The 14,470-nt window shown below is 43.8% G+C and carries 12 protein-coding genes and 1 tRNA gene; 8 read left to right on the forward strand and 5 right to left on the reverse strand.

All coding sequences use genetic code 11. The annotated features are described in order from the left end of the window. The first annotated feature begins 142 nt into the window (after positions 1–142). Positions 143–274: a hypothetical protein gene (locus H6G79_RS37250; protein WP_277877212.1), complete on the forward strand. Its 132-nt coding sequence runs from the start codon at positions 143–145 to the stop codon at positions 272–274. 87 nt (positions 275–361) lie between these two features. Here H6G79_RS37250 and pyrE read toward each other — a convergent pair whose 3' ends face one another. After that, positions 362–982: an orotate phosphoribosyltransferase gene (gene pyrE / locus H6G79_RS05255; RefSeq protein WP_190589911.1), complete on the reverse strand. Its 621-nt coding sequence runs from the start codon at positions 980–982 to the stop codon at positions 362–364. Between the two features lie 100 nt (positions 983–1,082). Between pyrE and H6G79_RS05260 the strand changes: the two genes are divergently transcribed. Next, a complete protein-coding gene (locus tag H6G79_RS05260; RefSeq protein ID WP_190589910.1) occupies positions 1,083–1,499 on the forward strand; it encodes a hypothetical protein in 417 nt (138 codons plus the stop codon). A gap of 205 nt (positions 1,500–1,704) precedes the next feature. On the opposite strand, the gene H6G79_RS05265 is transcribed toward H6G79_RS05260, so the two are convergent. Beyond that, a tRNA-Ile gene (locus tag H6G79_RS05265) sits at positions 1,705–1,777 on the reverse strand. Between the two features lie 190 nt (positions 1,778–1,967). Here H6G79_RS05265 and H6G79_RS05270 point away from each other — a divergent pair. Together H6G79_RS05270 and H6G79_RS05275 are read left to right on the forward strand one after the other, a co-directional pair. Continuing rightward, complete coding sequence (locus H6G79_RS05270; RefSeq protein WP_190589909.1) at positions 1,968–2,666, forward strand: hypothetical protein; 699 nt, start codon at positions 1,968–1,970, stop codon at positions 2,664–2,666. An 85-nt stretch (positions 2,667–2,751) separates the two neighbouring features. Beyond that, positions 2,752–4,095 (forward strand): hemolysin family protein, encoded by a 1,344-nt coding sequence (locus H6G79_RS05275; protein WP_190589908.1) that lies wholly within the window; start codon positions 2,752–2,754, stop codon positions 4,093–4,095. A 357-nt stretch (positions 4,096–4,452) separates the two neighbouring features. Here H6G79_RS05275 and queC read toward each other — a convergent pair whose 3' ends face one another. Then, the gene (queC, locus tag H6G79_RS05280) at positions 4,453–5,169 is read right to left on the reverse strand and encodes a 7-cyano-7-deazaguanine synthase QueC (protein ID WP_190589907.1); all 717 of its coding nucleotides are present in this window, start codon (positions 5,167–5,169) and stop codon (positions 4,453–4,455) included. A gap of 496 nt (positions 5,170–5,665) precedes the next feature. Between queC and H6G79_RS05285 the strand changes: the two genes are divergently transcribed. The 4 genes from H6G79_RS05285 (at position 5,666) to H6G79_RS05300 (ending at position 9,423) form a co-directional block, all read left to right on the forward strand. Then, positions 5,666–6,745: a Gfo/Idh/MocA family oxidoreductase gene (locus tag H6G79_RS05285; RefSeq protein WP_190589906.1), complete on the forward strand. Its 1,080-nt coding sequence runs from the start codon at positions 5,666–5,668 to the stop codon at positions 6,743–6,745. 166 nt (positions 6,746–6,911) lie between these two features. Beyond that, positions 6,912–7,526 carry a DedA family protein gene (locus tag H6G79_RS05290; RefSeq protein WP_190589905.1) on the forward strand — a complete coding sequence of 205 codons (615 nt, stop codon included), beginning with the start codon at positions 6,912–6,914 and terminating at the stop codon, positions 7,524–7,526. A 224-nt stretch (positions 7,527–7,750) separates the two neighbouring features. Beyond that, positions 7,751–8,899: a ParM/StbA family protein gene (locus tag H6G79_RS05295; protein ID WP_190589904.1), complete on the forward strand. Its 1,149-nt coding sequence runs from the start codon at positions 7,751–7,753 to the stop codon at positions 8,897–8,899. Positions 8,900–8,904: 5 nt separating this feature from the next. Then, a complete protein-coding gene (locus H6G79_RS05300) occupies positions 8,905–9,423 on the forward strand; it encodes a plasmid segregation centromere-binding protein ParR (RefSeq protein ID WP_190589903.1) in 519 nt (172 codons plus the stop codon). A gap of 168 nt (positions 9,424–9,591) precedes the next feature. Here H6G79_RS05300 and secA read toward each other — a convergent pair whose 3' ends face one another. Together secA and H6G79_RS05310 are read right to left on the reverse strand one after the other, a co-directional pair. Beyond that, positions 9,592–12,387: a preprotein translocase subunit SecA gene (gene secA, locus H6G79_RS05305; protein ID WP_190589902.1), complete on the reverse strand. Its 2,796-nt coding sequence runs from the start codon at positions 12,385–12,387 to the stop codon at positions 9,592–9,594. Between the two features lie 364 nt (positions 12,388–12,751). Beyond that, a complete protein-coding gene (locus H6G79_RS05310; protein WP_190589901.1) occupies positions 12,752–14,341 on the reverse strand; it encodes an NAD(P)H-hydrate dehydratase in 1,590 nt (529 codons plus the stop codon). Between the last annotated feature and the right edge of the window lie 129 nt (positions 14,342–14,470).

Raw genomic sequence — 14,470 nt, forward strand, 5'->3', positions numbered from 1 at the left:
AGTTTCGGGATTCCCCAAACTTAATCTAGCATCCCCAAACTCAAATCTCGGCAGATTCACGCATCACCGCCCACAGACAGCCACTTTTGCTTCCTCGCACTACCCCAAATTTACCGTTGCTTCAGCGTTTGAGGCAAAGTAAATGAAAGCTAAAAAGCTGATGGCGATCGCATTTTTTCTGATTCCCCTAATTGCTGACTGGTTCATCCCCGGTTCAGGAATTGTGATGGAGTTTGCCTTCCTGATGTGGGAATTACTGGAACAAGAAAGATAAATGTAGGTTGGGTGGAACGAAGTGAAACCCAACAATGCCAAGTTCTCTGGATGTTGGGTTGCGCTGTCGCTCCACCCAACCTACGCTTTAACCAGCTAATTCCCGATAGCGTTGTTGAACTTCTTCAATTCCAAACAACGCTTCAAACTTTAGACCAACAGACTGGTAAAGTTCTGCGCCTCCTTGCTTGCGGTCTACCAGTCCAATGACTTGCTCAACAGTATATCCTGCATCTTTTAGCCGATTTACTGCTTTTAAAGCCGACTGACCAGTTGTCACCACATCTTCCAAAACGACGATTTTTGCACCTTCAGGCAAAGTCGGCCCTTCAATATAAGCTTTCGTTCCGTAACCTTTGGCTTCTTTGCGAATAATTAGTGCTGGTATGGGTCGGTTTTCATAAACAGAAACCACACTCACTGCTGTCACAATAGGATCAGCGCCTAGTGTTAAACCTGCCACAGCTTCAGTATCCGCAGGTAGTAAGGGAAATAGTAAACGTCCAACGGCTAAAGCGCCTTGGGGATGGAGTGTTACCTGGGTTTTATTAATGTAATAGGTGCTACGTAGTCCTGAAGCCAGCACAAAATCACCTTCTTGATAGGCGAGTTGGCAAAACAAGTCTAGTAGCTTGTGGCGCAAAGTAGCTAAGTCAGCAGTGGTGGCCCAAATATCAGCCGGAGTAAGGGTTTCAGTAGAATGCGTCATTACAAATGATAATCAGTTGTGCTACACCAAAGGTTGAACTCATCAGAGTTCTGCAATTAAGCATAAGTTAAGATTCGCTCAAAATTGAGGAGTTAAGGGAATGGGTATAAAATTTAAATCCTTTGGTGGTCTTGTGGTACTTTTAGCGACTGGTTTAATTTTTCCGGCTGTGGCTTCTGCTGAAGCAGATACACCTAATTATGAAACAGCTAATGAAGCTTTTGAGCGAGCTTATTTCCGTCACGATCGCAATTTTTATGAAAATAACACAGCCAAACGTCAGTTACACAATTTTCTCGGTAATGGTTCCGGTTTTCGCAATACTTTCCCAGAAAATGAAATAGCCCGTGATGCTGAGTTAATGAACACCCTCTATCGAGATGTTATGACTCAGCAAGCCGGTAATGACCCTTATCTACGCACACCAGATTTACCCAACCCTTATGATAGTTCCTTACTGTCATCTCCTCGCTTAAATAGTGACAAACTCAAAGTCGGTACAGAATTCCGCTTTTAGAGTGCTGAGTGCTGAGTGCTGAGTGCTGAGTGCTGAGTGCTGAGTGCTGAGTGCTGAGTGCTGAGTGCTGAGTGCTGAGTGCTGAGTGCTGAGTAGTTAAAGGGGGTTATGGAGTTAAATTAACTTTGGCATACAACGGCTAGAGTCATCACTTAAAAGAACTTATTACTTAGCACTTTCAACTCAGCACTCAGCACTTAAAAAATCCAGGGTGCAGGAGTTGAACCTGCCTTGGGCGAATTATGAGTTCGCTGCCTCAACCGCTCGGCCAACCCTGGTCGAATATTAATTTTATCTCAAGTTTGCCAATTGTCTACCTTTTTACCACAGTTTATCAGATTTTTATACTACATAATTTAATTATGAAATTATGCACACTATGATTGATGAAGTTCGTTTAAGGATTGAGGTACATAACTTCAATGCTCTTAATATAGACCAGCATTCTTCAGCAACAGCTTGTCAGCGATGAAAATAAATTCTACTGTAATACTGACTTTGGTTTTGTTAATCCTGATGTTGGGCGCAGGGTCTGTCAGCGCGTTTTTAGGTTTCAATTTGGGCAGTCTAGCTCTCAAAGGAGTATCAACTCCCGATGGTCGCCCGACAACCAAATTCGCCAGTGCTAAGACCAATAACTCCCAACAGCCAGGCGTAACTTTATTAAAAGAAGAAGAAATATTAAAAATTGTTAAATCTCGGATTGACGGTAAGGCGAAAGCTAACCAATCAGAAAAATTAGACGACGAAGACGAAGAAATCAATAAAAAACAGAAGCCGCAAGAAAAGCCACAGGAAGCAGTTGAAGAAAAACCCCAACCAGGATTTCCGGTGAGTGCGGAAAGTGAAGGTGTGACGTTTGCGGTGCAATCGGCGCGTTACTCTGGAGGCGATTTACTTCTAAAAGTGAAAATGCAGAACAAAGGTAAGGATTCTGTGCGCTTTTTGTATAGTTTCTTAGATGTGACCGACGACAAAGGCAGAACCTTGAGTGCTAGTACAGAAGGTTTACCCGCAGAATTACCCGCAAATGGGCCGACATTTTCCGGTACAGTGATTATTCCTACAGCTTTACTGGATGATGTGAACAAAGTCTCTTTGTCTTTGACAGATTATCCTGCACAAAAACTCAAGTTAGATGTCGCTGACATCCCTGTAGCAAGGTAAAGACGGGAAAGTAAAAAGTCAAAAGAATCTTTTTACTTTTACCTTTTACCTTTTTACTTTAAGAGAGTTTACACGAGTTTAGGCAGTGATTGGTTTTCCTGGTTTAACTTGGGCAGATGTAGGGTTGCGATTATTATCAGTACTACTACTGATTGCCATCAATGCCTTTTTTGTGACGGCAGAGTTTTCGATGGTGACAGTGCGGCGATCGCGGATTCATCAGTTAGTCAAGGCTGGTGACATACAAGCGATCGCAGTTGAAACATTACAACGCAGTATTGATCGGCTGCTATCAACAACACAGTTAGGCATTACCCTTTCGAGTTTGGCACTGGGGTGGATTGGTGAAAGTACAATTGTGGTGCTGGTAAACACATGGCTGAAATCTTGGCCGTTACCAGCAACGACCACTAAGTTTATTTCCCATTCGCTATCAATTCCCCTGGCCTTTTTTTTGGTAGCTTATCTGCAAATTGTCTTGGGGGAATTATGCCCAAAATCACTGGCTCTACTCTATTCTGAACAATTAGCACGATTTTTAGGCCCTTCAGTTAAAGCGATCGTTCGTTTTTTCAGTCCCTTTATCTGGATTCTCAACCAATCAACTTTTTGTTTGTTACGCATTTTTGGCATTGAATACACAGGTCAAAGTTGGAGACCGCCTGTAACATCGGAAGAATTACAGATGATCATTGCCACAGAACGAGAATCTACAGGTTTAGAACATTCTGAACGCCAACTGCTGAATAATGTCTTTGAATTTGGTGATGTTACCGCCCAAGACGTAATGATTCCTCGCAATGGCATTATTGCTTTACCCAAAGATGCAACCTTCCAGCATTTACTCCAGGAAATGACCACTACTGGTCACTCCCGCTACCCCATTATTGGCGAATCTTTAGATGACATTCGCGGGATTGTTTACTTTCGAGATTTAGCCCAACCCTTGGCAATAGAGAAACTCACTTTAACATCCCATCTCCAACCGTGGATGCGTCCCGCCCGATTTGTCCCAGAAAACACACCCTTAAGTGAACTCTTGCCCATGATGCAGCAAGAAAAACCAGCTATGGTCATTGTCGTTGATGAGTTTGGTGGGACTGTAGGGCTAGTGACCATTCAAGACGTGATTGGTGAAATTATTGGCAATACAGGGGAACGGGAAAACAACGAAGACTTGTTAATTGAAATTGTCGATCAAGACACATTTTTAGTACAAGCACAAATTAATCTCGAAGACCTCAACGAAGTCTTAAATCTCAGTTTGCCTCTAGCTAGGGAATATCAAACTTTAGGCGGTTTTGTGCTTTATCAATTACAGAAAATGCCGACTAAAGGTGAAATCTTTTTATACGAAAATCTTCAGTTCACCATAGTCTCAATTGTCGGGCCAAGGCTGCATCAGATTCAAGTGCAACGCTTGTCTTAGGGGGGCAAGAGGGGCAAGGGGGACAAGGAGGACAAGGGAGACAAGGGGGCAAGGGGGACAAGGGAGACAAGGGGGACAAGGGGGACAAGGGAGACAAAGGGGACAAGGGGGGCAAGGGAGACAAGGAGGACAAGGAAGTAAGATTTATACCTTACCTCTCAACCTTGTCTACCCCCTCACCCTTGTCCCTTTCAAGGGCAGGCTTTTTTTATTAGACAAATTTTTGGGCTTTTAAAACCAAAATTATTGTCTGAACAGTTAAAACTACGTTTCATAATTGAGAATATTCTCAACTATTTATCGAAGGTTTAAAAACCTGCCCTTGAAAGCACCCTTGTCCACCCCCTTTCCCACTCCCTACTCCCTACTCCCTACTCCCCACTCCCCACTCCCCACTCCCTCCACATAAGCCAGTGGATCTTGTAATCCCAGTTCTTCAAAAGCTGCTAGTCGCAAGCGGCAAGAATCACAGACTCCACAGGCAATATCACCACCGCTATAGCAAGACCAAGTTAAGTGCCAAGGAACGCCTAATTTGTTACCAAGTTGGATGATTTCGGTTTTTTTGAGATGAATCAAAGGGGCAACGATCGCAGTTGCATCACCTTCTCGTCCTTGTTTGGTTCCCAGGCGAAAAACTTCTTGCATTGCCTGGATGTAGTCAGGACGACAATCAGGATAGCCGGAATAATCCAAGGCATTCACACCAATGTACACACGTTCAGCTGCGATCGCTTCCGCATAGCCCAAGGCAAAACTTAAAAATATCGTATTCCGTGCAGGTACGTAGGTTATAGGAATTTTTTGTGACATCTTCTCCAAGGAACGGGCTTGGGGAACATCGATTTTTTCATCTGTCAGTGCTGAACCACCCCATTTGCGTAAGTCAAAATTCACCACCTGATGTTCTTCTACACCAGCAGTTTGCGCCATCAGCATCGCTGAGTTTAACTCTCGGCGATGTCGCTGCTGATAATCAAAAGAAATGGCGTAGCACTCACAACCATCTGCTTTGGCTTGATAAAGTACAGTAGAAGAGTCTAATCCCCCAGACAACAAAATTACGGCTTTCATCTTGGCTGCCAATTTTTAGATTTCTCATTGCCAAAACATCATAATTAAAAAAACTGTCAGCCAGCCTGACCACTCGATTTTTTTTCCATACTGTACCAGTTTATAAACTGGACTATTCTTGAAGTGTTATGGTAGCTATTTTTGTAATTTTACTGACAGGAAAATTATTTATTTACAACGTTATTAAGATGGTAAATTTCCTGGTATCCAATACTCTGACTAAGATTGAGAAACTTTCACTAAAAATTGATTTTGTGTTTAAAGTTAATAAAAAAACACATTAGCTATTGTGTTAAGAGCAAAAACCTGATTGATTTAGAACTGAACAGAAAAAAGACAGCCAGATTGCGGGAACTATCGCAAACTTTGAAATTCTTCATAAACAGAGCCTCTATGTTACCATCTGGATGGTTTTAGACGGATCATAACTGGCTGTTCAGTATAATTGCCAACGGCCGCAGCGTCTCTAAATTTGGTGGTTGAGGAGAGAACAATAGTGCAAAATAGCATGTCAGTGGCAGAATCAAATTCATACACACAGCGCAATCAGCCACGACCGATTCGCGTGGGTGTAGTCGGGGTGGGTAACATGGGACAACATCATGCCCGCGTCTTGAGTTCAATGAAAGATGTTGAACTAGTCGGTGTGGCAGATATCAATGTTGAACGAGGCTTAGAAACCGCCAGCAAATACAAGGTGCGTTTTTTTGAAGATTATTGCGACTTGCTACCCCATGTGGAAGCAGTGTGCATCGCCGTACCGACTCGCCTGCATTATGCCGTGGGGATTAATTGCCTATTAGCGGGAATTCACGTTTTAATTGAAAAGCCGATCGCTGCTAGTATTTCGGAAGCAGAATCCCTCGTCAATGCAGCCGCAGAATCAGGGTGCATTTTACAAGTAGGTCATATTGAGCGATTCAATCCTGCATTTCAAGAACTCAGCAAAGTCCTGAAAACCGAAGAATTGCTGGCGCTGGAAGCTCACCGGATGAGTCCTTACTCCCATCGTGCCAATGATGTTTCCGTCGTGCTGGATTTAATGATCCACGACATTGACTTAATGCTAGAACTAGCCGCCTCTCCAGTTGTCAAACTGACAGCCAGTGGTACTCGTGCTTTAGATTCTGGTTATTTAGATTACGTCACAGCCACCTTGGGATTTGCCAATGGTATTGTTGCTACGCTGACAGCCAGTAAAGTCACGCACAAAAAGATTCGGCGCATTGTTGCTCATTGCAAAAACTCCTTTACGGAAGCAGATTTTCTCAAGAACGAAATTCTGGTTCATCGCCAAACAACCACCAATTTAACTGACAATCGTCAGTTACTTTACAAACAAGATGGTTTGATCGAAAAAGTCTCTACCACCAATATTCAGCCTTTGAGTGCAGAACTAGAACATTTTGTCAACTGTGTTCACGGTGGTAATCAACCTTCCGTTGGTGGTGAGCAGGCGCTAAAAGCTCTGAGACTAGCTAGTTTAATTGAGCAAATGGCTTTGGAAGATAGAGTGTTCAACCCATTAGACTGGCAGTCAGAATCGAGAGTTCAATCCTTAACTTCCACAATCTAATAGTTTTGTTCAATTGAATACATAAAATACTTAGGGGCGTAATTATTGCGCCCCTAAAATTTGGCTAATCATTACCCCAGAGATGACGGATTATCAGTAAAGTTTTAAGAAGATTAAGGCTAGATTAGGCAAACAAACTTGTGCCGCAGTTTTAGGAATATACTCAATGCTTGAATGGATTACTAATACGATCAATTCCTTGGGATACGTAGGAATTGCACTGTTAATGTTTGTAGAGAACCTGTTTCCCCCAATTCCTTCAGAATTGATTATGCCACTGGCAGGATTTACCGCTAGGGCAACACCAGACCGATTAAATATTCTGGGAGTATTTTTTGCTGGACTTGTAGGTTCTGTAGCTGGCGCACTTGTGTGGTACTATCCTGGTAAGTTTTTGGGCGAACAGCGCCTAAAACGATGGGCGGATCAGTACGGTAAGTGGTTAACCATATCCAGCAAAGATATTACCAAAGCAAAGCATTGGTTTGATTCTCAAGGTAGCAAAGCAGTGTTAATTGGTCGTCTTGTACCGGGAATCCGTACATTGATTTCCGTGCCAGCAGGCATTAGCGATATGCCTCTGCTACCATTTTTATTTTATACAACCTTGGGTAGTGCTGCCTGGGTAGGTTTGTTAACATACTCAGGGTATATTTTGGGTAGCCAGTATGAACTTGTGGACAAGTACCTTGCCCCAGTATCAAAAATTGTGCTTGGGACTTTGGTTTTGGCATTTGTGGTCTGGATACTCAAGCGTAGGCAGAAACGGACTAGACACTAAAATACACCACCCTGATTTAAAGTTTATTTAAAGTTGGGGGGTTACATCTGGTAAAAATTCGCCTACACTATGCCAAATAATGCTGAAGAAAGCGATCGCCTAAATCAGCATTAGGCGTATTTTTAGCTACACTTGACGAAACCTAGAATTTTTGGTATCTCGCATGTTTGTATGTAAGATGAGCAAGTTAAATTTTGACAGTTAAGAAAGGACTAGGAGCTTTCATGACAGACCAACCTTCCGCCGCTACCCCAATGAATGCTGCTGCTATCCCACTCAACCGGGTTTCAGCCGCTACCCCAATTAATACTGCTACTCCTGTTAAAACAAATGGCAGTTCTGGCAAGGCTATTCTCAGTGTGGACTTAGGCAGAACATCAACCAAGACTTCTGTCAGCCGCGAACCCGGTAATGTGGTTTTCATCCCCGCCAATGTCAAACAAATGTCAATGGAAGAAGTCCGGGGAGGTATTTTTGAAGCCCGTGCGACAGATCCTTTAATGGACTTGTGGCTGGAGTATCAAGGCAGTGGCTATGCAGTCGGTCAACTCGCCGCCGATTTTGGCGCAAACCTTGGAGTTGGTAAATCTAAGGTAGAAGACGCATTGGCTAAAGTTTTAGCTTGTGCTGGCTACTTCAAGCTAAAAGACGAAATTTCCATTGTCCTGGGTCTACCCTTCCTCTCTTTGGAGCAGTTTGAAAAAGAAAAAGCCCAGATCATCAGTCAGCTGACTGGCCCTCACGTGATGAATTTTAGAGGCGAAAGTGTCTCTCTCAACATCAATAAAGTTTGGGTAATGCCTGAAGGTTACGGTAGTCTTCTTTGGTGTGAAGCTCAACCCAAAAAAGGTGCAGGCAGCCCCGACTTTACCAAAGTATCAGCCGCTATTGTCGATATTGGACATCAAACCATCGATTTGTTGATGGTAGATAATTTCCGCTTCGCTCGTGGTGCTTCTAAGAGTGAAGATTTTGGGATGAGCAAATTCTATGAAATGGTAGCGAAAGAAATTGAAGGCGCAGACAGCCAATCTCTAGCACTCATTTCTGCGGTGAACAAACCTAGAGGAGAACGTTTCTATCGTCCCAAAGGCTCTAGCAAGCCTGCCAACCTGGATGATTTTCTCCCCAACTTGATTGAGATGTTTTCCCGTGATATTTGCAGCCGTGTCCTTGCTTGGCTACCTGAGCGTGTGACTGATGTGATTATCACAGGCGGCGGCGGCGAATTCTTCTGGGAAGATGTGCAACGTCTGTTAAAAGATGCTCAAATCAACGCCCATCTAGCTGCACCATCTCGCCAAGCTAACGCCTTGGGGCAGTATATTTATGGAGAGGCGCAATTATCCGCCGTTCGTGCTGCTAGGTCTTAAAGTCAATGTTCCAATGGTCAAAAAAAGTAGTTAAATCGGTGACGTTCAACCCAGAAGTTGCAGATGAAAGCTTGTTGTCGCTGGTAGAAAGCCATTTAGAGCCTCAACCAGACAAGACTTTTAGCGACCTCTGTAAAGAAGCCCTATGGCAATTTTTATGTGTCCCGGAAGCTGTTAAACCTGCTTCCAAACCAATAGCCGCAGAGTCGGTTGAACAGAAAATCGATGAACTGCAACGCCAAGTGGCTGACCTAGAGGAACGTTTTTTCGCTAAAGAATCGAATCGTTTGGAGGCGATGGAACGCCATATTGTGCAACTCACGCAACAGATGGCGCATCTCGCAATTTTGGTGACAGAGCGACCGCAGATTATTCACCATCAGCCTCCAACTTCACCAGCGCCAGCGCCTGTAGTGTCAACAGTCCCCGCAATGGAAATGGTTAACACTACCTACGCTGCTGCACCTTCTGAAGATGTTGACCCTGTGATTAGTCGTCTCAGTCAGTTTCTGGATGATTTTTAAGAGACGGTTTGGATTGTGAGTATTTTTATTTTTAAGGAATCCTTAGTAGTGCAGGCTATTAAGGATTATTAATTTTTATCATTCAAAAAACTTTGTGCGGCAGTCGCTACAACGGGAGAAAACCCCGTAACGCGCTGCCGCCTTTGCGTGAGATATTTAATAACTCTGCTACACCATTTCCGATGATGTTTGCACCACTGGCTGAGGCTGGGGTTGGAACATGAACAAGGAGTAAACTACATCTCGGCGGATGTTGACCATCATATCGAGGAATAGTTCATAACCTTCGCTCTTATATTCAATTAGCGGGTCTTTTTGACCGTAACCACGCAAACCTACAGACTCGCGTAAAGCATCCATTTGTTGCAGGTGTTCGCGCCACAAGGTATCAATACGCTGCAAGATGAAGAAGCGTTCGGCTTGACGCATCAGTCCTGGTTGCACTTGGTCAATTTGCGCTTCTTTCATGTCGTAGGCAATTCGCACCTGTTCGTGGAGGAATGCTTTAATCTCGCTGACAGACATATCCTCTAGTTGATTTGCCTGCATATCTGATAGCAAGTAGACGAATTCTTTGACTTTCTCAACCAGTTTTTCTAATTCCCATTCTTCTGAGGGCAAATCTGGGTTGATGTAGTAGTCAACGATGTCGTCCATCGTTTTTTCGGCGTATTTGATGACTTGTTCTTTTAAGTCTTGCCCTTCTAATACCCGACGGCGTTCGGCGTAGATGGCGCGACGTTGGTTGTTCATTACCTCGTCGTATTCAAATACTTGTTTACGGATGTCGTAGTAGTAGGTTTCGACTTTTTTCTGTGCGCCTTCTAAGCTGCGAGTCAGCATTCCCGACTCAATAGGCATATCTTCTTCGACTTGGAAGGCGTTCATTAAACCAGCGACGCGATCGCCACCAAAGATCCGCAATAAGTTATCTTCTAAACTGAGGAAAAATCTGGTGGAACCAGGGTCTCCTTGTCGTCCGGCGCGTCCCCGCAACTGGTTGTCAATGCGGCGTGACTCGTGGCGTTCTGTACCTATTACGTGCAGACCACCGATTTCGACGACGTTATTGTGTTCGCTTTCTGTGAACTGTTCGTACTCGTGCTTAATGCGGTTGTATGCTTCGCGTAACTTCTGAATTACTGGGTCTGTGGTGGGTGCTTTTTCGGCTGCCACTGCCACCTTATCTTCCGCTTCTAGTTCTGGTAAACTGCGATCGCCATATTCCCTAACTGCAACATCTACCGCTTCTTTCAGTAGTTTTTCGGTTTCTTTAGAAAGTTGGGTGGGGAAGATTTCTGGTGAAGCTTTCCAAGTTTTGACTTTTTTCCCTGGGGCAAAACCTTGGCCGCCACCATGTCCACCAGGTAGACTACCGCTTGCCCTCTGTACACCAAACACATCTTCGTCTTCTGGTTGGACAATGCGTGGCATAAAATATTCCCGCAATTTCAACCGCGCCATGTATTCGGAGTTACCACCAAGGATAATATCTGTACCTCGACCCGCCATGTTAGTCGCAATGGTAACAGCACCTCTCCGTCCTGCCTGGGCGACAATTTCCGCTTCCCGTTCCACGTTTTCGGGGCGGGCGTTGAGTAATTCGTGGGGAATACCAGCTTGTTTGAGGAGTTGGCTGAGATATTCTGATTTTTCGACACTAGTGGTTCCTACGAGTACAGGGCGACCAAGTTCGTGCATTTCGGCACATTCTCTGGCGATCGCTGTCCATTTACCCGCCTCTGTCTTAAACACCAAATCCGACAAATCTTGCCGTTTTCTGATGCGGTTAGTCGGAATGATACTGACTTCTAGTTTGTAAATTTTTTCAAACTCAGCTTCTTCTGTCTTGGCTGTTCCGGTCATTCCGCCTAATTTGGGATACAGCAAGAACAAGTTTTGATAGGTAATTGTGGCTAGAGTTTGAGTTTCCGGCTGAATTTCTACGTGTTCTTTGGCTTCAATGGCTTGGTGTAGACCATCACTCCAGCGCCGTCCCGGTAATACCCGTCCGGTAAATTCGTCTACAATGACGACCTCACCATTACGAACGATGTAATTGACATCCTTTAAGAACAATTCTTTGGCTTTAATCGCGTTAAATACAAAGTGCGCCCAAGGATCTTCCGGGTCAAATAAATCTGTGACACCTAAAAGCTCTTCTGCTTCCGCAAAGCCTTCATCAGTCAACAACACGTTACGAGCTTTTTCATCTACCTCGTAATGGTCATCTTTTCTCAGTGTCAGGGCGATTTCCGCCGCTTGTAAATATTTTTCTGTCGGTCTTTCTACCTGACCAGAAATAATCAATGGTGTACGGGCTTCATCAATTAAAATTGAGTCTACTTCATCAATGACACAATAGTTAAACGGACGTTGCACCACATCAGCCATTGAAGTGGCCATGTTGTCGCGCAGGTAGTCAAAGCCGACTTCACTATTGGTAACGTAAGTAATATCACATTCGTAGTTCTTTTGGCGCTCGCTGGGGTTCATGGTCGCCTGAATGAGTCCCACACTCAAGCCGAGGAAGCGATGCACCTGTCCCATCCACTCCGCGTCCCGACGAGCTAGGTAGTCGTTGACAGTCACGACGTGGACACCCTTACCCGTGAGAGCATTTAAATAGCTAGGTAAGGTTGCTACCAGGGTTTTGCCTTCCCCAGTTTTCATTTCCGCAATTTGCCCAGAGTGCAGGATGATACCGCCCAACATCTGGACATCAAAGTGTCGCAACCCTAAGACTCGCCGTCCTGCTTCTCTAACCACGGCAAATGCTTCGGGCAAAATATCATCCAGAGTTTCGCCTTTAGCAAGACGCTGTTTGAATTCTCCGGTTTTACCTTTTAATTCCTCATCAGAGAGAGCTTTAATTTCTTCCTCTAAGAGATTAATTTCCGTGATGTAAGGTTGGTATTTTTTCAGTTTACGAGCGTTGGGATCGCCCAACAGGAGTTTTAACATGGCGGTTATGGAACTAAATCAAGGGGGATGGGAAATATAGCTTTGGTATTGATTATAAGAATTTAACCTAACCCAGCTTTTTTAGTAGGAGATGGGTAGGAAATGAAAATTCACTCAAAAACACAAAAACGTAGATGAAATAAATCTACTAAAAGATTTGCTTTTATTTTACGTTTGATATTGAAACTCTATTAATACTATCATTTCGCCCGAAACTGAAGCAGTGAACCCCGATCATGCTGGAGTAGCGATGCCCGACTGAAGTGTAAAGTTTAGGAATGATGTGGGGTGAGGGGCTAGAGGCTAGTTTTTTTACTCAACAATTCCTCGTAAATACCCGAAGTAAAATTTAATACTTCATACTTCATACTTCATACTTCACACTCGGCATTAAATATTGCGTCAATGTATGGGCATCTACACCTAGTTCTGTGCGTTCTTGGGCTGCTAAAATTCCGGCTTGGGAATGCCACCAAGCAGCAGTAGCGACGATATCTTCTACAGGAATTTGTTTTTTTGTTGCTTGTGCCAATAAACCACCCAGTAAGCCAGTTAACACGTCACCACTACCACCACGGGCTAAGGCTGGGGTACTTTCAGGATTAATCCAGACGTTACCTTGAGAATTGGCAATGGCAGTCCTCGCGCCTTTTAACAATACCACTGCGCCACTTTGGGCTGCGGCTTCTCTGACGGCTTTGATTCTGTCGTGTTTGGCATCTGATACGTTGGGAAATAACCTGTGAAATTCACCTGTGTGGGGAGTGAGGACAGTTGTCGCTTGTCGTGTTTGTAAAGTGGGGATAGTGTCTAGCTGTGCCAAAATATTTAAACCATCGGCATCAAGAAGCAAGGTGCGATCGCTCTCAATAACTTGCTGCACAATGGGAGTAGCTTCACGGGTTAAACCAGGGCCACAGGCGATCGCACTAAAAGCACTTAAATTAGTATTCTCTGGTAATGTTAATTCTAAAATTGCCCCTGTCTCGGTTTCTGGGCAACCAATAATTAATGCTTCCGGTAAATGTGACACCAGAAGATATTTTAATGATTCAGGAACCGCTACAGAGAGCATTCCCACACCACTAGCCCGCGCCCCCAACGCTGTTAAAATTGCCCCACCAGCATAACGCCGCGAACCACAAATTAATAATAGATGTCCTTCTTTATACTTGTGGGTTACTGCTGGACGTGGCAAAGGTAAAGTAGAAAGTGCAGTTTTTCTAGTAATTCGTCTAATTTTGGGTGTATTTCCCAATACAGCTTCTATATCTGCCACGGGAATATCAAAATCAATTAACTCTGCTTTGCCGACGTACTCTAAAGCATGATCTTGCAATAAACCCAACTTCCACAAACCCAAGCATAATGTGTAAGTAGCGCGAATTGCCGTTCCTAAAACTTCTCCGGTATCGGTATGCAACCCAGACGGGATATCAATACTAATAATCGGTTGTTGCCATTCATTGAATTGATTAATTGTAGAAGCGATCGCATCAGTAAGCGGTCTTTCTAACCCAAATCCAAATAAACCATCAATTAAAAAATCACAATTCGGTAATTGTTCAATATTTTGATAACAAGAAATACCCAAACTTTGAGCATATTGTAAATGCTGTGCAGTTAATTCTTTTAACTTAGAAAAAGGCGAATATATCCAAACTTCATACCCACGAAAGTGTAATTCACGGGCTACAACCAAAGCATCCCCACCATTATGACCAGGGCCAACTAAAATACCTACACGGCATAAATTATCAGACAAAGGAAATAACTGCTGCACGCGCAGGGCAATCAGTCCAGCGACCTTTTCCATCAAAGCAGCTACAGGCATACCTACGGCAAAAATCCGTTCTTCAATGTCCCGCATCTGCACGGACGTGACTACAACTTGTGCAGTATATTCTTGTCTGTTTTGCGCGTGGTTGATCTGAATAAGAGACGGGTTTGGCATTGTTATAAATTTCCAGATTTAGTTGCTGATAGGAGTTGAGTTAAAAGTTAGTGAAAGAGAATTCAGAAGTCAGGAGTCAGAAGCCAGAATTATTAATTCATCAATATTCTGCTAACAAATTGATTATTA

This window comes from Anabaena sp. FACHB-83 (assembly GCF_014697485.1).
Lineage (GTDB): Bacteria > Cyanobacteriota > Cyanobacteriia > Cyanobacteriales > Nostocaceae > Nostoc_B.

Excerpts from the sequence above, each read along its gene's own strand:
- H6G79_RS37250 (WP_277877212.1), top strand. The coding sequence starts at position 143 with ATGAAAGCTAAAAAGCTGATGGCGATCGCATTTTTTCTGATTCCCCTA.
- pyrE (WP_190589911.1), bottom strand. The coding sequence starts at position 982 with ATGACGCATTCTACTGAAACCCTTACTCCGGCTGATATTTGGGCCACC.
- H6G79_RS05260 (WP_190589910.1), top strand. The coding sequence starts at position 1,083 with ATGGGTATAAAATTTAAATCCTTTGGTGGTCTTGTGGTACTTTTAGCG.
- H6G79_RS05270 (WP_190589909.1), top strand. The coding sequence starts at position 1,968 with ATGAAAATAAATTCTACTGTAATACTGACTTTGGTTTTGTTAATCCTG.
- queC (WP_190589907.1), bottom strand. The coding sequence starts at position 5,169 with ATGAAAGCCGTAATTTTGTTGTCTGGGGGATTAGACTCTTCTACTGTA.
- H6G79_RS05290 (WP_190589905.1), top strand. The coding sequence starts at position 6,912 with ATGCTTGAATGGATTACTAATACGATCAATTCCTTGGGATACGTAGGA.
- H6G79_RS05295 (WP_190589904.1), top strand. The coding sequence starts at position 7,751 with ATGACAGACCAACCTTCCGCCGCTACCCCAATGAATGCTGCTGCTATC.
- H6G79_RS05300 (WP_190589903.1), top strand. The coding sequence starts at position 8,905 with ATGTTCCAATGGTCAAAAAAAGTAGTTAAATCGGTGACGTTCAACCCA.
- secA (WP_190589902.1), bottom strand. The coding sequence starts at position 12,387 with ATGTTAAAACTCCTGTTGGGCGATCCCAACGCTCGTAAACTGAAAAAA.
- H6G79_RS05310 (WP_190589901.1), bottom strand. The coding sequence starts at position 14,341 with ATGCCAAACCCGTCTCTTATTCAGATCAACCACGCGCAAAACAGACAA.